This is a genomic window from Roseateles oligotrophus, from assembly GCF_025717515.1.
In the GTDB taxonomy this organism is placed as follows: domain Bacteria; phylum Pseudomonadota; class Gammaproteobacteria; order Burkholderiales; family Burkholderiaceae_C; genus Paucibacter_A; species Paucibacter_A oligotrophus.
Window position 1 is genome coordinate 121928 of sequence record NZ_JAJIRN010000002.1, and the last position, 18299, is coordinate 140226.

The window sequence follows — 18299 nt, forward strand, 5'->3', positions numbered from 1 at the left end:
ATGAAAACAAGCCCCGCTTTCTGCCTCGCCTTGTCTGTCTTGCTCGGGGCGTTCGCGCCGGTCGGCTTCGCCCAGAGCCCCGGTTCCATGCTGCGCATCGGCTGCGAGGGTTCCGATGCCGGGGCTGAAGTCTCCATCAACGGCAAGTTCAAAGGCGAATGCCCGCTCGATATCCAGGTCGAGGAAGGCAGTCTGCAGTTGCGCCTGGTGAAGGCAGTGGACGCGACCCACGAACGCATCTTCGAGCAAACCGTTCGCATCGGCGACGGCGTTGTGAAGCGGGTCGACGCACGCCTGGGCCCGGCACAGCTGACACAGGCGGGGCGAGAGCTGGTGGCGCAAGCCCAGGCGGCGGCCAAGCTGCGCGAAGAAGCCCGGCTGCGCGACCTTGCCTTGGCCGCTCAGCAAAAAGCAGCAGCCATCGCGTTCAGCCTGGCCGAACTGAAGGCACAAGGCTTCGTGCCGGGCGACGGCAAGTCCTTTCGCGACTGCCCGGACTGCCCCGAGATGGTGTGGGTGCCGCCGGGCCGGCTGCCGCAGCGCCCGGACGACAACAACATCATCGGTTGGTTGAACCGCGTCCGCATCGACTACCCGTTCGCCGTCGGCAAATTCGAAGTCACCTTTGCGGAATGGGATCAATGTATGGCCGAGGGCGGCTGCAGCAAAGGCCCCACCGGGAAGGGGCCGGCCGAGGGTGTCACCCCTGGGTTCATCGTGGACACCCATTGGGGACGCGGCCGCCAGCCGGTAATCAACGTCAACATGGCCGATGCAAAAGAATATCTGGCCTGGCTTTCCAAGAAGACCGGCCAGCCCTACCGGCTGTTGTCGCTGGCCGAATTCACCTACACGGCACGCGGCGGGCGGAGCTCCAAACTGCCTTGGGGCGACGAGGTGGGGCGCAACAATGCCAACTGCGCGAATTGCGAGGTCAGCGCGGGTGGCAATCAAGCCATGGTGGTGGGCAGCTTCAAGGCGAATGATTGGGGCCTGCACGATATGGTCGGCAATGTGGCTGAAATGGTCGCCGATTGCGCGGTCGACGCGCGCGCCCTGGGCGATGCGCCGACGGATGGCAGCCCGTTTACTCAAAAATGCCTGACCCCGGCGCCAGAGTATCAAAATATCTTCGGCAACCAGCGCTACACCATGGGCGGCCATTGGTTGGCCGCCATCAACCCCGGTATCAACATCGACCCCTCTTGGGATCGCGCATCCAGCTTCTTGATCGGCCTGCGCGTTGCCCGCCCCCTGACGCCGCGGGCCAGCAACATCGGCCCTGCGGCGAATTGATATGTTTCGACTGCTGAGCCTCTGGTCCTTGCTGCTCGCCCTGATGGTGCCGGCACAGGCGCAAACGCTGGCGCAAAGCCCCAAAGACGGGGCGCCCGCGCTAGGTTTCGCGCTGCAGCCCAGCGGCCAGCTCTTCCTCAGCAGCCAGCATCAAGGCCAAGCCGCGCACTGGGTACGCGAGGGTCGCGTGGGCAACGGGAAGTGGACATTGTTTGTCGGTGCGGCCCACAATCGCCTGCGGCTGATCTTCGATGACAAGCTCGGCCTGCAGGACATTCTTGCGATGGACAAAGGCCAACGCATCACCTTGAACAGCGTCGGCCAGGAGCGCATCGAATACAGGTTGTACAGCCCCGATCGCAGCTTCATTCTCGGCTCGGTGCTGTACCGCAAGGACGGCCGCTGGCTGCAGGGCCTGATGCGGACCGAAGCCTTTGCAGGCTATGCCGCGCTCAGTGACGTCGTCGATGTCAGCAGCAAATTCAGTGCGCAGGCGGGCAGCCCTGAATCGCGCGGCAGCCAGGCTCTGGCATGGCTACAGGCACGCTGGCAGGGCATCAACCTGATCCCGGCCGCGCAGGCACAGACCTCGGCCGGTGATGACATCGTCAAGAGTTTTTTTGGCCGCCCGGCGCAAGAGCTGCAAGGTTTTTTTGGCGCGCCCCTGCATGAAATGTGGAAAGGCGCGCTGGCCGGCGCCGCCGCGTTCACCGTCACCTTGGCCTCGCAGACCTTTGTGGCCGGCGAAACTGTCGCCGTCGGCACGGCCTTGACCGCCGCGGCCCCGTTCCTCGTTGCCGCAGGGGCCGGTGTGGCGATCGGCGTTGCCGCCGAACGAAGCTATGAATGGGCACGCGCCAAGAATCTGGGCGGCAGCCAGTCGATGCGGGACTTGTTCAACCGCCTGCAGGCAGACACCCGCTACAGCCAGGAACCCGCGCCCGTGGCACCAAACCCCTTGTACCCACCCAGCGCTCGGCCGAAACCGGCGTCGCGTGGCTTGCTCGACATGGCCGACAAGCTGGACCGCCTGGATCAGCAGGACATGTCTATCGCACTCGAGCGCGCCGACCAATGCACGCGCAAGCGCGACTTTGATTGCAGCAATGCCCAGCTTGCCAAAGCGGCCAAGCTGGTCACCGGCAACGACGACAAACTGGCACTCGCAAGCTCGCAACAAAACATGGCGGACGAAAAGTCGCGCATGGCCGAAGAAGCGCGCCGCGCCGCTGCAGAGGCGCAAGCCCTGGCATTGGCCCGTGAGCAAGAACAAGCGCGACTCGCCCAGGCCGAACAGCGACGCGAAGCCGAGGGCGGCTTTCAATGGGGCAAGGCGCTCGCCTTGGGCGGCGGCGCCCTGCTCGGTGGTGTGGGCAAACTGGGCGGCGAGATGCAAGCCAAGATCTTGACCGGCATCGTCAAGGACAGTCTTGAAGGCCAATCAGGTGTCTCCAATTTCCAGGCCAGCATCAACAGCTCAAAGAACGCTGGTGCTGGTGCTGGTGCTGGTGCCGGTACAGGTACTGCGGGCAACGGGGGGAACGGAGGCATAGGCAATGCGGGGTCGGGCGCAGTCTCCAAAGCAGCCTTTAACGCCGGAGAACTGGCTTGCCAGCAAGAAGCCGATCGCAACGGCCGGCCCTACCAAGAGTCCCAGCTCGACACTTTCTGTGTCCTGGCCAGCAGCAATGCCTGTGTGAAGCGCAAATTCGGCTTCAACGGCTACGAGGCAGAGCGACTCGAATCCTGTGCGCGGATGAAGCAATCGGCGCGGGCCTTGAAGCTCAATCCCGAGCTCTGCAGCGCCTGCCAATAAGCTACTGGCCGTACTTGCCTTCCTTCAGCAGGCCTAAAAGTTGATGCAGACGGGGGCGGTGTGTGGCAATGTAGCCATTCAAGCCTAGCCCGGCCACGGTTCAAACTGGGCCGTGATCATCAGCTTTGGCTCAGCAAGGCTTGCCATTGCCTGCGATAGCCCGGCCAATCAACCAAGTCCAGCGCCTGAGCGGCTGTCTCTGAAGGCACCGGGCTCTGGCCCCAGCGGGCCAGCATCCAGCCGCCGGCCGTCGTGCCGCTGCTGTCATCCGACACCGTCACCGGCTGGCCCGGCCGCAGCGCCGCCAGCAGCGAGCCGAAGAAGCGGTTGGCGGTGAAACTGCCTTCCACCACTACCGGGCTGTTGGCACCCAAGGCGCTGAGGCAATGATCGGTCATCAGCACCGCATAGAGCGTCGCCAGCGCAGCACGCTCGGCTGGATTGGCCGGAGCCGGACCAACAATCCGCCCCTCTCGACCGGCGAACGGACCGCCGCTTTCGGCAAAACAAGGCAGGGCGAAGGTCTGCTGCGCGATCAAGCGAGCCAGATCGGCTTCGCTGCAGGCCGCCAACTCCGGCCCGGCCAGGCTGGCATATTCGCGCCCGCCCATGAAGCGCATGCATGGCACCGGCGCACCCAGCGCATTGGTATTGGTCAGCATGTCCTGATGCTCGTCCAGGACTTCAGCCGATCCGCCAATAGCGGCGGCGATCAGCCAGGTGCCGGTGGACAAAACCGTCCGCGCTTGATCTTCCGGCTGGCCGACCAAATAGCGCAGCAACGATGCATTGCTGTCGTGGATGCCGCAGATCACTTGCGCATCAGCCGGCAGGCCGGTCGCGGCGACCAGCTCGGGCAGCAGCGGCCCCAGTCGGGCCCAGGCATCGCGCAGCGGTGGCAACTTGGCTGCCCAGCCCATGGTCTCGACCAGGCTCGAATAGTCACGCCGGCTCGGGTTCCAAAGGTCGGTGTGGCAGCCCAGCGAGGTCACTTCACCGGCCGCTACGCCGCTCAAGCGCCAGGCCCAGTACTGCGGGTACATCAGAATCTGGCTCGCGCGGCCAAACTCGGCCGGATAGCTCGCCTCAAGCCAGGCCAGCTGACGGCCCAGATTGAGGCCGGCCGGCAGCGCCGGTGAACAAGTCTCGGCAAACAGCGGGCGCTGCGCCCGGTAGCTGGCGTCAAAATCCGCCGGCAGCTTGAACTCATAGTCCAGCACCGGCAAGGCCAAGCCATCCGGCGCGTCCGCGCTGATCAGCGCGGCGGTCGCGCCATGCGTCACCGGCACGATGGCGCCGACCCGGGCCAGCCTGGAGAAGCGGCCCATCACGGCCAACATCCAGGCCCAGATGCGCGTCGTGTCGTGGTGAGGATAGAGGCCACCGTCGGCAATCGCATTCGGGCAGCGCTCATCGGCCAGCAACTGGCCCGCCGCGTCGAGCAAACTCAGCTTGCAGTTGCTCTTGCCGATGTCGAGAACAATCGTCGCCGTCTCAGTCATGCGGCAAGCTTGAAATGCAAGCCGGTGTCCGCATGACCTTCTCGATCCTCTTCTTGATCCAGCAGATCACCGCGGCCCTCATCCACATCGAGCGAGTCCACGCTCAATGCCTCCGGCTCGACGGTGACGACCTTGACGCCGTACTGCTCCAGCAGTTGCACCGCACTGTCCGAGGCGCCCGTGTCGGTGATCACGCAGGAGACCCGGTTCAGGCCGCACAAAATCAGGCCGGCCTTGTGCGCAAATTTGGAGCTGTCTACCAGCACGATCAACTCCTCGGCCTGGCTGATCAGGCGTTTCTCGGCCTGTATCAACAAGGGGTCGGCCTCCATCAGGCCGAGGATGGACAGGCCGTAAACGCCCATGAACATCTTGGCCGCGTAATGGTGCTGGGCAATATCGTTCTCGAACGGACTGAGTATCACGTTCTGCTCGCGGTAGACCTTGCCGCCGGGCAAGATGATTTCATTGTCGCTGGTCGAGAGCAGGCGCTCGGCCATCAAAAATGAATTGGTCAGTATCTTCAGCTGTTTCTCGACCAGAAACTCCACCATCATATAGGTGGTCGTACCACCATTGATGATGATAGTTTCACCGTCTTTGCAAAGGGTGCAGGCATAACGGGCAATCGCGCGTTTTTCAGCGGCACGGTTTTGAATATTGCTCTGGAATGTTTCGCTCGATAACGTGAATGAGCGCTTCTTCTGCTGCAGTTTCTGCGCACCGCCGCGGGTACGGGTCAATTGGTTTTTTGCAGCCAGCCAGCCAATATCTCGGCGCACCGTTGCCGCCGAAGCGGACAACCATTCCATCAATTGCTGCACCGTTGCGCTGTCATGCTCGGAGAGCAGTTTGAGCATGCGCTTGTGCCGTTTGTGATTCACCATGATTACCACCGGTTCAAACCATTCGCCCCCCGGGCCAATGATTTGTTGTCTCTGATCGTTTTTGAATTCCCATCGCCGGTACGCACTTCAACGAGTACTTGGACTACCGCAATGCCGATCGCTGCCCCGACCCGCCGGCACCAACTTGGGGAACTCAGCGCATGAGCGCCAATCAAGTTCAGTCACCGGCGCGCTCGAAGCGCGACCAGACGCGCACATTACGCCAACGAAGCACCAAGGTCAATCACCAAGCAATCAATTACATGATTGCTTTCAGCTCAGCGGCATCCGCTGCCGCGCAATCAATCATCCTTTTGATTTAACGCATAGGGCCGAACCACGCCGGTGCATTTGGGCTGACACTCTCGTTCGGCAGCCCTGATAGCGGGCCTGCAGGCGGCCCAGCAAGGACTTTCTGACCCATTCCGGCCAATCCGAAATTGCAGCGATGGCCGCCGCTTCCAGAATTCAACTTAGGTGAAACGATGACTGCATTTGTTCAAGCCCAACCCGGGGAATCGATCAACTCTTTGTGGGACGATGCGCGGGCCGCGGCCATGAGTGAGCCGGAGCTGCTGCTGTATCGCTCGAATCTGCTCGGCTCCGATCTGCGCGTCACCAATTTCGGTGGTGGCAATACCTCGGCCAAGGTTCAGATGAATGATTATCTGACAGGTGAAACCAGCGAAGTGCTGTGGGTCAAGGGTTCCGGCGGCGACCTCGGCAGCATCAAACTCGAAGGTTTCTCTACTCTTTATATGGACAAGCTGCGCGCATTGAAGGCACGGTATCGTGGCCTCGAATTCGAGGATGAAATGGTCGATTACTTGCCGCACTGCACCTTCAATCTGAATCCGCGCGCAGCCAGTATAGACACCCCGCTGCACGCCTATATCAACCGTGCCCATGTCGACCATATGCACCCGGACGCCATCATCGCGATTGCGGCCTGCGCCAATAGCAAGACACTGACGCAAACCATCTTCGGCGGCAAGCTCGGCTGGCTGCCCTGGCAGCGGCCCGGCTACGACCTGGGCCTGAAGCTTGAAGCCTTGTCGTGCGACCAGCCCAAGCTGGACGGCATCATCCTCGAAGGCCATGGTCTGTTCACCTGGGGCGACACCGCCAAGTCCTGCTATGAAACCACCTTGGCCATGATTCGCCTGGCAGAAGAATGGCTGCATGAGAACAGCAAGCAGCCCGCCTTCGGCGGGCCTAAGTCCACCGTCTTGGCCGCGGATGTGCGCGCCGAACTGGCCGCCCGCCTGATGCCGGTGCTGCGCGGCAAGATCAGCCAAGATGAGATCAAGCTCGGCCATTTCGACGACAGCGCCGCCGTGCTGGAGTTTGTCTGCAGCCAAGACCTGACCGCTTTGGCCGCGCTGGGCACCTCCTGCCCCGACCATTTCCTGCGCACCAAGATCCGCCCGCTGGTGCTGGAGCTGGATCCGGCCGCGCCAGACTTTGATGCCTTGTTGGCAGGCCTGGACGCCCAGCTGACCGCCTACCGCGCCGACTACACTGCCTACTACGAGCGCTGCAAGCGCGCCAACAGCCCGGCTGTGCGCGACGCCAACCCCATCATCTATCTAATCCCCGGCATCGGCATGCTGTCATTTGCCAAAGACAAGGCCACCGCCCGCATCGCCGCCGAGTTCTACATCAACGCCATCAATGTGATGCGCGGCGCCAATGGGGTCGACCAATATGTAGGCTTGGCCGAGCAGGAAGCCTTCAATATCGAATACTGGTTGCTTGAGGAAGCCAAGCTGCAGCGCATGCCCAAGCCCAAAAGCCTGGCCGGCCGCGTCGCCCTGGTGACCGGCGGCGCCGGCGGTATCGGCCAGGCCGTGGCCCGCCAATTGCTCAGCGAAGGCGCTTGCGTGATGTTGACCGACATCGACGCCGAGGCCCTGGCCGCCGCCGAAATGAACCTGCTCAAGGGTTCCAGCCGAGACAACGTCGCCAGCTGCCGCGCCGACATTACCACCGAGGCCGATATCGAAGCGATCGTGCACGCCACTTCGCTGCGTTTCGGCGGCCTTGACATCCTGGTTTCCAACGCCGGCATTGCTTCCGCCGCCAAGCTGGAAGACACCACGCTGGAGATCTGGCAGCGCAATCAGAACATCCTGGTGACTGGCTACTTCCTGGTCAGCCGGGCCGCCTTCCGCTTGATGAAGCTGCAAAAGACCGGCGGCAGCATGGTGTTCGTGGCGAGCAAGAACGGCCTGGTGGCCTCGGCCGGCGCGTCGGCCTACTGCACGGCCAAGGCAGCCGAGATCCATCTGGCCCGCTGCGTCGCATTGGAGGGCGCCGCCCATGGCATCCGCGTCAACGTCGTCAACCCCGACGCCGTGATCCGCGGCTCGCGCATCTGGGACGGCAAGTGGAAAGAAGAGCGCGCCGCGTCCAACAAAATTGGCTCCGATGACATCGAAGAGTTCTACCGCCAACGCAGCATGCTCAAGCTCAGCGTGCTGCCCGAGGACATCGCCGAGGCGGTCTACTTCCTGGCCAGCGACAAGGCGGGCAAGAGCACCGGCAACATCATCAACGTCGACGCCGGCAACGCCGCGGCGTTCACACGTTAAGCAGGATACAAAACATGGACTACAAAATCGACACCGGCCTAGTGGCCGAACATAACGCCAAATTGCAGGGTGATCTGGACGCTGACTATGCCGCCCTGGGCGGCATGCTGGCCCGCCGTGGCCAGGACATCGAGCAAATCACCACACTGGCCCAGACCTTCGCCGTGGCCCTGCCGAGCTGGGGCGTGGGCACCGGCGGCACCCGCTTTGCCCGCTTCCCCGGCCTTGGCGAGCCGCGCAATGTGCAAGAAAAGCTCGACGACTGCGCCGTCATCAACCAGTTGACCCGAGCCACGCCGGCCGTGTCCCTGCATTTCCCCTGGGACAAGCCGAGCGACCCGTCCGCGCTGCGCGCGCAGGCCGCCGCCCTGGGCCTGCACTTTGATCTGGTCAACTCCAACACTTTCCAGGATCAGGCCGGCCAAGCCCATACCTACAAGTTTGGCAGCCTGACCGCCAATGGCGCGGCCGCCCGCGAACAGGCCGTTGCCCACAATATCGACTGCATCGAACTCGGCCGCGCACTGGGCTCCAAGGGCCTGACCGTGTGGGTCGGCGACGGCGCCAACTTCCCCGGCCAGAGCAATCTGCGCGGGGCGCTGGAGCGCTACCTGGACAGCATGAAGTCCATCTATAAGGCGCTGCCGGACGACTGGCAAGTCTTCATCGAGCACAAATTGTTCGAGCCGGCCTTCTACGCCACAACCATCGCCGACTGGGGTACCAGTTTTGCCTGCGCGACCGAGCTGGGCCCCAAGGCCAAATGCCTGGTTGACCTGGGCCACCACGCGCCCAACACCAATATCGAAATGATCGTGGCGCGGTTGGCCCAATTCGGCAAGCTCGGAGGCTTCCACTTCAACGACAGCAAGTACGGCGACGACGATCTGGACTCGGGCTCGATCAACCCCTTCCAGCTCTTTCTGGTTTTCAACGAACTGGCCGATGCCGCGCAGCGCGAAGGTGCAGCCTTCAAGCCCTCTTACATGCTGGACCAGTCACACAACGTGACCGACCCGATTGAGAGCCTGATGAGCAGCGCCAGCGAGGTGCAACGCGCCTTCGTGCAGTCGGCCCTGGTCAACCGCCTGGAACTGGCTGCCCATCAGGAAAGCAATGATGTGTTGCCGGCCGCGCAGGCCCTCAAGCGCGCCTTCCGCACCGACGTCAGCGCCATCCTGGCGATGGCGCGCGCACGCTCGGGCGGCGCCATAGACCCAGTCGCCTGCTACCGCACCGCCGGCTACCGCGCCAAGGCAGCAGTCGCTCGCCCGGCCAAGGCAGGCGCCAGCGGCAGCGGCATCGTTTAAGAAGAAGATCGCGCCGCACCGGCAATGATGAATCCTCAGTTCCGCGCCGAGGACTTCGGCGCTGTCGGTGACGGCCTGACGCTGAACACCGCCGCGATTCAACACGCCATCGACGCCGCCGCACTGGCCGGCGGCGTTCTGGCGTTCTCGCCCGGCGTCTATCTGACAGGCTCGCTCTTCCTCAAAAGCGGCATCACGCTGCAGCTGGACTTGGGCGTTACGCTGCGCGGCTCGCAAGACCTGACGGACTACCCGCTGCTGCCGACCCGGATCGCCGGCATCGAGATGGTCTGGCCGGCCGCGCTGCTCAATGTCTGCGAGCAGGCCGATGTGCGCATCCAGGGCGCAGGGCAGATTGACGGCGACGGCAAGATCTTCTGGGACAGCTACTGGACGCTGCGCCGCGCCTACGAGCCGCGCGGCCTGCGCTGGGCCTCCGATTACGACGCCCAGCGGCCGCGCCTGCTGCAAGTTTTCAAGTCGACCCGCGTGTCGATAGGCGACGGTTTGCTCCTGCGCCGCTCGGGCTTTTGGACCCTGCATATCTGCTATTCCAGCGAGGTGACAGTCAGCCGCATCACCATCCGCAACAACGAAGACGGGCGCGGCCCGTCGACCGATGGCATCGACATCGACTCAAGCAGCCGCGTGCTGATAGCGCATGCCGACATCGCCGTCAACGACGACGCCATCTGCATCAAGGCCGGCCGCGACGCTGACGGCCTGCGCGTCGCTCGGCCCACCGAGGACGTGCTGATCCGCGACTGCATCGTGCGCGCCGGCGCCGCCGGCCTGACCTTCGGCAGCGAGACCTCCGGAGGGTTTCGAAACATCGACGCCAGCCGCATCACGGTGCTCAGCGCAGTGCCGGTCGGCATCCTGTTCAAGTCGGCGCCGACGCGTGGCGGCTTCGGCCATGATCTGCGCCTACAGGACTTCAGGCTGGTCGATGTGGCGGTGGCGTTGCGTATCACGATGAATTGGAACCCGGCCTATAGCCTGGCCAGCCTACCCGCAGAGCTGGTTGACCTGCCACCGCATTGGCGTGTGCTGACAAGCAAGGTGCCGCCCGCGCAGGGTATGGCGCGGCTGCGCGACGTCCACATCAGCCGCCTGCAGGCCAGCGGCGTGCAGACCGCGTTCGAGGTCGACGCCTACCCCGACGCGCCGCTGCAGGGCTTTCGCTTCAGCGAGCTGGACATCAGCGCACAACAAGGCGGCCATATCCGCGACGCGCAGGACTGGAAGTTCGAGCATTGCCGGCTTGACTTGGGAGAGCGCGTCAGCCTGGCCGCCGCCGACGAGGTGCAAGGCCTGCCCGAGGGCAGCTGGCAAGTCGTCAGCAGCCTGGCGGCCCGTGACGTATCGGCGCTGAGCTTTGAAGAACAAGACAAGCAGTGATGACGGAGACAAAACAAATGACGAGTAGCAGCAGCACCCATGCTTTCAAGATGAAGCTCAAGCCCGGTCATGTGGCTGAGTACAAAAAGCGCCATGACGAGCTCTGGCCCGAGCTGGCCGAGGCGCTGCGCGGCGCCGGCATTCATGACTATTCGATCTTCCTGGACGAAGAGACGCTGACGTTATTCGCCGTTCTGAAGCGCCGGTCGGGTGCGGAGTTCGCGGCCGCCTTCGACACGCTGGCCGAGCTGCCAGTGATGCGGCGCTGGTGGGACTTCATGGCGCCGCTGATGGAGGTTGAGCCCAACAACAAGCCGCTGCAACAGGCCTTGCCTTCGATGTTCCATTTCGAATGATGGCCAGGCTCCTGCTGGCGCTGCTTTGGCTCCTGCTGTCACGGCCGGTAATTGCGCAAGACGCAATGCGCCCGGCCCTGCTGCTGACCGGCCGCACCGAGGCCCTGTACTTGTCCGGTCGCTGGACCTATTCCAAGGACCTCTATCGCACTGGCCTGAACGACATCAACGGCTGGTTCGCCAAGTCACGCATGCAACGCCATCGTGACATCGATATTGCGACGCAAGAGGCCAAAGGCGGCACCGGCTTCTTCGAGTTCGACCTCGACCGCGGCCCGGCGGTGGAGATTCCGGGGGCCTGGAATACCGCCGCTCAGGAGTTGCGCTACTACGATGGCCTGATCTGGTTCCAGCGCAAGTTCGACGCCGCCCCCAAGCCCGGCCAACGCAGCTTTCTGCGCTTCGAGGCCGTCAACTACGGCGCCCATATCTATCTGAACGGCAAGGAGGTCGGCCGGCACGAGGGCGGCTTTACGCCTCTTGTACTGGAAGTAACGGGGCAGCTGCGCGCCAGCGACAACCGCCTGGTCGTCGGCGCCGACTCCAGGCTTGACGGTCAAACCATTCCCGGCGAGATCACCGACTGGGATCTGTACGGCGGCATCACGCGGCAGGTCAAGCTGATCCACACGCCGCCGACCTTCATCGACGACGCGACGTTGCGCCTGACCGAGGTCGGCCACCTGAGCGGCAGCCTGCAGCTGAATGCCCCGCAGGCTGCCAACCAGATGGCACGTATCCACATTGCCGGCCTGAGCCTGCAGGTCGATGCGCGCACCGACGCCCAAGGCGGGGCCCGCTTCGACCTCGCCGCACCGGCCGCGCTGCAGCGCTGGTCGCCGGAGACGCCGACGCCGTACAAGGTCGAGTTCTCGGCCTGCAGCGATCGCATCCAGGACCGCATCGGTTTGCGCACCAGGGCCATCAAAGGCAGCGAGATCCTGCTCAATGGCAATCCTATTTTCCTGCGCGGCGTCTCGCTGCACGAAGAAGAGCTGGGCGCCAACCCGGCGCGCCGCATCGACACGGCCGCCGCCCGCGCCCTGCTGACCGAAGTCAAGCAAAGTTTGAACGGCAATTACGTGCGGCTGGCCCATTACCCGCACAGCGAAACCATGCTGCGTCTGACCGACGAGTTGGGCCTCCTGGTCTGGAGCGAGTTCCCGGTCTACTGGACGGTCGATTGGGACAACCCAGCCGTGCTGCAGAAGGCGCGGACCATGCAGGCCGAGACGCTATACCGCAACCGCGCCGCCCTGGTGCTGTGGGGCATCGGCAACGAGACCCCGGTGGCCGAGAACCGCACGCGCTTTCACGCCGCACTGGCGGCCGACAAGCCGCTGATTGCCTCTGAGTTCGGCGCCGACGCGCTGGCCGGCCATCACGACAGCGGCAGCCCGCCGCGCAAATGGTCGGAGGAATTTCAGTCCCACTACTACCGCGCGACGCTGAGAACTCTGGCGACCAGCCCGAATCTGCGCGGTATGTCGCCCTGGGTGCTGAAGGACTTCCGTTCGCCGCGCCGCGAGCATCCGATTTTCCAGAACGGCTGGAACCGCAAGGGTCTGCTGTCTGAGACCGGGCAGCGCAAGCTGGCCTTCGAGGTACTCGCCAAACCCTTCGAGGTACTCGCCAAACATTACCGAGAAATTTCCCTATGACCCCCTCAGCTTTTTCTCGCCGCAGTTTTCTCCAGACCGGCGCCGCCGCCTCGCTAACGTCCATCGTCCCCGCCGCCAACGCGATCACCGCCAACCGTGGCACCGCGATCCCGCCGGTAACCGACACCACAATGCACTGGCTCGACGGCAAGGCGCCCCTGCGCTTCGAAGGTGCGACCTTCGGCGTGCCCTGGCCGCGCGGCCAGTTGCGGTCTACCGCCAAGGCGCTGGACTTCAAGCTGGCCAAGCACCCGATTCAATCCTGGCCATTGGCCTTCTGGCCCGATGGTTCGCTGAAGTGGACGGCCCATGCGCTGGCCGGCGGGGTGCCGGCCGGTGAGCTGAAGCTGGAGCAAGGCAAGCCGGTAGCGGGCGGCTTGAGCGTCGAGCAATCAGCCACGCAAATCACCATCAGCGCCGATGACTTGGTCTGGACCGTGCCGACCAGCGGCGCCGCGCTGATCAAGGAGGCGACCCGCGCCGGCCGCGTCACGCTGAAGAACCTCAAGCTCATGGCGCTGCGCCAGGACGGCACCGAGCCCGAACTGGACGGCAAGACCGCCCGCCAGTCCTTCACCAGCCGGGTCACTAGCGTCACTGTCGAGCAGCAAGGCCCTGTGCGCGCGGTGCTCAAGCTCGACGGTACGCACAGTGCGAATGGTCAAGAGAAGGGCCACGACTGGCTGCCGTTCTCGGTGCGCCTGTACTTCTATGCCGGCGCGGAAAGCGTGCGCATCGTCCACAGCTTCGTCTGGGACGGTGACCCGGCCAAGGACTTCATCGCCGGCCTCGGTGTCACCGCGCAAGTGACTATGAGCAATGCCACGCACGACCGCCATGTGCGCTTCTCAGGCGAAGGCGTGGGCGTGTGGGGCGAGGCCGTGCGCCCCATCACCGGCCTGCGCCGCGACCCAGGCCAGGCTTATAAGGATGCGCAGGTCGCGGGCAAGGCCCTGCCCGCACTGAGCGGCATGGCCAAGACCGTGCAGGACGGCCTGAAGTGGATCCCCGAGTGGGGCGACTTTTCGCTCTCGCAGCTGAGCGCCGACGGCTTCACCATCGCCAAGCGCACCGCGCCCGGCCATGCCTGGATCGCCTCCAACGGCGGCAGCCGCGCCAAAGGGCTGGTATTTGCCGGCGGCGCCTCGGGCGGCGTGGCGCTGGGGCTGAAGGACTTCTGGCAGCGCGCCCCGGTGCGGCTGGACGTACGCGGCGCAGCGAATGATCTGGCCGAAGTGACCGCATGGCTTTACTCGCCCTCGGCCCCGGCGATGGACATGCGCTCCTACCGCTCGGCCGGCGAGATGGACACCTTCGCGGAGCAGATCGAAGGCCTCAACATCACCTACGAGGACTACGAGCCGGGCTGGGACAGCTCCGTCGGCGTGGCCCGCACGTCCGAGCTGCAGCTCTGGGTGTTGGCCGCCACACCGTCGCACCAGGTGTTCTCGGACATGGCCGAGCAGGTCGCCAACCCAGCGCGGCCGGTGGCGACGCCGCAGCGCCTGCACGCGGCGGGTGTGTTCGGCGACTGGGACCCCGCAGACACCAGTACGACCCGCACGCCGGCGCGCCAGCTGATCGAGGACCGCATGACGGTGCAGCTTGACCAGTACCTGAAGGAGGTCGAGCAGCACCGTTGGTACGGCTTCTGGAACTACGGCGACGTGATGCACGCCTACGACGCCGACCGCCATATGTGGCGCTACGACATCGGCGGCTACGCCTGGGACAACTCCGAGCTGTCCACCGACCTGTGGCTCTGGTACAGCTATCTGCGCACCGGCCGGGCCGACATCTTCAAGCTGGCCGAGGCGATGACCCGCCACACCGGCGAGGTTGACGTCTACCACGCAGGCCCCTTCAAGGGCTTCGGCACCCGCCACGGCCTGCAGCACTGGTCCGACTCCAGCAAGCAGCCGCGCGTCTCTAACGCCGCCTACCGACGCATCTATTACTACCTGACCGCCGACGAGCGGGTCGGCGACCTGATGCGAGAGCTGCTGGACTCCGACGCCGATCTGCACAAGGTCGACATCTCACGCAAACTGACCCAAAAGCCCGGCGAAGAGGCGGTACCACCGCCGATGCCGGGCCTGGTTGGCGCCTCGTTTGGCACTACCTGGGGTTCCTGGGTCGCGGCCTGGCTGACCGAGTGGGAGCGCACCGGCGACCTCAAGTGGCGCGACAAGATCGTCGCCGGCATGCAGAGCATCGGCGCGCTCAAGCACCGCTGGTTCGCCTCCGCCGCACCGTACGACCCCAAGACCGGCAAGTTCGCCGGCCCGGGCGACAAGCCCGCCATCTCGCACCTGAATGCCGTGTTCGGCGTCATCGAAATGAGTTCGGAATTGCTCCCCCTGGTGGACGCGCCGGCCTACCGCCGCGCTTGGCTGGAGTATTGCCGCTACTACAACGCGCCCAGGCAGGAGCTGTTCGAGTTGCTTGGCAAAGACCTCGGCAAACCGAATCTCGCCGACACCGGCTCGCGCATGACGGCCTATGCCGCCTTCCACGAGCGCGACCGTGCGCTGGCCTTGCGGGCCTGGCGCGAGTTCTTCTCGTCAAGCGCGCTGAAAGGCGACGGCAAGACGCGGCACATCGGCGGCGTGGCTGTGATGCGGCCGCTGATCGAGCAGCCTGGCATCAGCACCAATGCCTCGGCGCAATGGGGGCTGGCGGCGATCCAGAACCTGGCCCTGGTGGGCGACTCGCTGGACGAGGCGGCCAAGGCAGCCGGGCTGGTCGAGTGACTATCACGGCTGGCAGTAGACCTATGACAAGTTCAACTATCCCGACCCCAAGCAGCTTGATCGCGCTCAGCGACGGCGTGCCCAACCAACTGATTGGCGCCTGGCCAGACCGCGTCTACCAGGCCGTACCCCGGGCCGAGCTTCATGGCTTCGGCGCCACGACCGCAGCGATGCCGCGCGGGCGCGTGTTGCTGTGCGTGGGCGGTGGCTATGTGGGCCTGGCCTATGACCGCGAGGGCGCCGAGGTCGCCGCCTGGCTGGCCGAGGCCGGCTTCGAGGTGCATGTGCTGGTGCACCGCCTGCCCGGCGCAGACGGCCACCCGGCCAACATCGCGCTGCGCGACGCCCAAGCGGCGCTGGCCCATATCGCCCATCTGCAAACGCTGGCGCCGCTGCCCCTGTTGCTGATGGGCCTGTCATCCGGCGGCCATCTGGCCGGCGTGATCGCCTGTCAGCCTGAGGCACGCCAAGCGCTGGGCCTGCTGATCGCCTATGCGCCACTGAACGCCAACCACCGCGATCACAAAGCGCCGGCCGGCAAGCCCGACTTCGCACCACCGGAAAAGCAGGCCTTCTACAACGAATGGGCCATCGGCATCACAAGCCAGCCCCACGGCCTGCCGCCGCAGCCGATTTTCTTGGCCTATGCACTGCACGACAAGATCGTGCCGATAGAGCACGCGCTGAACCTGATCAAGTCGGCCCGCGACGCCGGCCTTGAGCTGGATGCCCATATCTTCAACGACGCACCGCATGGCTTTGCCCTGCGCGAGCTGGCCGGATCCCACAAGCATTGGCCCGCGTTGGCGCTGGACTGGATGACGCAGCGCTTGGCGAGGCCGGCATGAGACACCTCATATCGCTGTGGCTTGCCGCCCTGCTGGGCCTGCTCAACCTCGGCTGCACTGTGGCCACCCATGGTCCGACCTCGCAGTTCAACAACCCGCTGCTGCTGCAGCGCGCCGACCCGCAGGTATTTCTGCACAGTGACGGCTTTTACTACTTGGCCGCGACCGTGCCCGAGTACGACCGCATCGAGCTGCGCCGCGCCCGCTCCATCAACGGCCTGGCCACGGCCGAGCCCCGGGTGATTTGGCGCAAGCATGCCAATGGGCCTATGAGTTATCACATCTGGGCACCGGAGCTGCATTTCATCAACGGCAAGTGGTATGTCTACTTCACCGCCGGCCGCGCCAAGGCGATCTGGGACATCCGCCTCTATGTGCTGGAAGCATCCGACGCCAATCCACTTGATGCGAATTGGCAAGAACGCGGCCAGCTCAAGACCGGCTGGGAGTCGTTCTCGCTGGATGCCACCACCTTCGAGCACCGCGGGTCACGCTATCTGCTGTGGACGCAGACCGGCCCGAAACCCGGCGACAAGCCGACCCATATCTATATCGCCAAGATGGACACGCCGCTGTCCATCAGCGGCACGCCGGTGCGGCTGTCTCAACCCGATTACGCCTGGGAGAAGGTCGGTCACCTCGTCAACGAGGCACCGGCCGTGCTGGTGCGGCGCGGCAAGGTGTTCGTCACCTATTCGGCCAGCGCTACCGACGCCAACTACTGCCTGGGCCTGCTCAGTGCGGCCGAGGACGCTGACCTGCTGGACCCAGCCAGCTGGCGTAAATCACCAGAACCGGTGTTCAAAAGCAGCGCAAGCCATAGCCAGTACGGCCCCGGCCACAACAGCTTCACCACCACGCCGGACGGCCGCCAGGATGTGCTGCTCTATCACGCGCGCAACTTCCGCGACATCAAGGGCGACCCATTGAAGGACCGCAACCGCCATACACGCGCCCAACTGCTGCGCTGGCATGCCGATGGCACACCGGACTTCGGCGAGCCTGTGGCAGATTGAATGCCGATGTGCATGCAACTGATGGCCGAGCAATGATGCGACACCAGCGGCATTTCAAGCCCCATACCGATGCTTGCGGCAAGAACTAGTCTGAGCGCGGCGCTGCTGCTGATCTGCTTGGCCGGTCAGCAGGCCCAGGCGCTGCACTGCGCCGAAGGCAGCAAGCCTCAGCCCATCGCCAGCGACGACTTCCGTCAAGGTCTGGCGCAATGGCGGGTCGAGCAGCAAGACCCGAGCGGCAGCGCCAGCGCAAGCGAAGGCGTGCTGGAGTTCCGCCAGCCGCTGGGCGCCACGCTATGGTGGCGCACGCCCCTGAGCGGCGACTACGAGATCCGTTTCAGCGCCACCGCCCTGCCGCTCGATGCCGGTGGCTTCAGCCAGCGCGTGTCGGATCTGAATATGTTCTGGAATGCGCTCGACGACGCGGTAGCAGACGGCGACCCGAGCGCTCAAGGCCGCGACGCGTCGCTCGCGTCCTACAACCTGCTGCGGCTCTACTACGTCGGCTTCGGCGCCAACAGCAATACCAGCACGCGCTTGCGCCGCTACGACGGCAGCGCCGCGCGCACCCAATTGAGCGGTTATGCGACGCCGGCCAGCGCCGTCGCCGAGGACCGCGCAGGCGGCTTGACGCCCGCCACCCAATTGCATGCCAAGCAGCCGGTGCAGGTTCGCATCGTGTCGCGCCGGGCGACGCCGGCCGACCCGCTCACGCTGCAATGGTGGGCCGACCAGCAGCTGGTGTTCGCCTACGCCGACCCGCAGCCCTATCTGCGCGGCTGGTTCGGGCTGCGCACGATGACGGGGCATTTTCAGATCCGCGACTTTGAGGTGCGGGCCTGCGCAGGCCGCTAAATTA

Annotated in this window: 14 protein-coding genes; 12 read left to right on the top strand and 2 right to left on the bottom strand. The window is 64.5% G+C overall.

Annotated features, from left to right (window positions below):
* Together LNV07_RS03880 and LNV07_RS03885 are read left to right on the top strand one after the other, a co-directional pair.
* Positions 1-1296: an SUMF1/EgtB/PvdO family nonheme iron enzyme gene (locus LNV07_RS03880; RefSeq protein ID WP_263569865.1), complete on the top strand. Its 1296-nt coding sequence runs from the start codon at positions 1-3 to the stop codon at positions 1294-1296.
* A gap of 1 nt (position 1297) precedes the next feature.
* Complete coding sequence (locus LNV07_RS03885; protein ID WP_263569866.1) at positions 1298-3112, top strand: hypothetical protein; 1815 nt, start codon at positions 1298-1300, stop codon at positions 3110-3112.
* 119 nt (positions 3113-3231) lie between these two features.
* Here LNV07_RS03885 and LNV07_RS03890 read toward each other — a convergent pair whose 3' ends face one another.
* On the bottom strand, positions 3232-4614 hold the full coding sequence (locus tag LNV07_RS03890; RefSeq protein WP_263569867.1) for an FGGY-family carbohydrate kinase: 1383 nt from the start codon (positions 4612-4614) through the stop codon (positions 3232-3234).
* Positions 4611-5501, bottom strand: a complete 891-nt coding sequence (locus LNV07_RS03895; RefSeq protein ID WP_263569868.1) for a DeoR/GlpR family DNA-binding transcription regulator — start codon at positions 5499-5501, stop codon at positions 4611-4613. The genes LNV07_RS03890 and LNV07_RS03895 overlap by 4 nt, the downstream gene beginning before the upstream one ends.
* A 161-nt stretch (positions 5502-5662) precedes the next feature.
* Between LNV07_RS03895 and LNV07_RS03900 the strand changes: the two genes are divergently transcribed.
* The 10 genes from LNV07_RS03900 (at position 5663) to LNV07_RS03945 (ending at position 18295) form a co-directional block, all read left to right on the top strand.
* Complete coding sequence (locus LNV07_RS03900) at positions 5663-5824, top strand: hypothetical protein (RefSeq protein WP_263569869.1); 162 nt, start codon at positions 5663-5665, stop codon at positions 5822-5824.
* A gap of 162 nt (positions 5825-5986) precedes the next feature.
* Complete coding sequence (locus tag LNV07_RS03905; RefSeq protein ID WP_263569870.1) at positions 5987-8095, top strand: bifunctional rhamnulose-1-phosphate aldolase/short-chain dehydrogenase; 2109 nt, start codon at positions 5987-5989, stop codon at positions 8093-8095.
* Between the two features lie 14 nt (positions 8096-8109).
* Complete coding sequence (rhaI, locus tag LNV07_RS03910; RefSeq protein WP_263569871.1) at positions 8110-9405, top strand: L-rhamnose catabolism isomerase; 1296 nt, start codon at positions 8110-8112, stop codon at positions 9403-9405.
* Between the two features lie 24 nt (positions 9406-9429).
* Entirely contained in the window at positions 9430-10806 is a 1377-nt protein-coding gene (locus LNV07_RS03915; protein WP_263569872.1) for a glycoside hydrolase family 28 protein, read from the top strand.
* Positions 10807-10823: 17 nt separating this feature from the next.
* Positions 10824-11162 carry an L-rhamnose mutarotase gene (gene rhaM / locus LNV07_RS03920; protein ID WP_263569873.1) on the top strand — a complete coding sequence of 113 codons (339 nt, stop codon included), beginning with the start codon at positions 10824-10826 and terminating at the stop codon, positions 11160-11162.
* Positions 11159-12823, top strand: a complete 1665-nt coding sequence (locus LNV07_RS03925) for a glycoside hydrolase family 2 protein (protein ID WP_263569874.1) — start codon at positions 11159-11161, stop codon at positions 12821-12823. The genes rhaM and LNV07_RS03925 overlap by 4 nt, the downstream gene beginning before the upstream one ends.
* The gene (locus LNV07_RS03930) at positions 12820-15576 is read left to right on the top strand and encodes an exo-rhamnogalacturonan lyase family protein (protein WP_263569875.1); all 2757 of its coding nucleotides are present in this window, start codon (positions 12820-12822) and stop codon (positions 15574-15576) included. Before LNV07_RS03925 ends, LNV07_RS03930 begins: the two co-directional genes overlap by 4 nt.
* Before the next feature lie 23 nt (positions 15577-15599).
* A complete protein-coding gene (locus LNV07_RS03935; RefSeq protein ID WP_263569876.1) occupies positions 15600-16424 on the top strand; it encodes an alpha/beta hydrolase in 825 nt (274 codons plus the stop codon).
* Positions 16421-17440, top strand: coding sequence for a glycoside hydrolase family 43 protein (locus LNV07_RS03940; protein ID WP_263569877.1), 1020 nt, complete (start codon positions 16421-16423; stop codon positions 17438-17440). Before LNV07_RS03935 ends, LNV07_RS03940 begins: the two co-directional genes overlap by 4 nt.
* Before the next feature lie 69 nt (positions 17441-17509).
* Positions 17510-18295, top strand: coding sequence for a DUF6250 domain-containing protein (locus LNV07_RS03945; RefSeq protein WP_263569878.1), 786 nt, complete (start codon positions 17510-17512; stop codon positions 18293-18295).
* Positions 18296-18299: the final 4 nt, after the last annotated feature.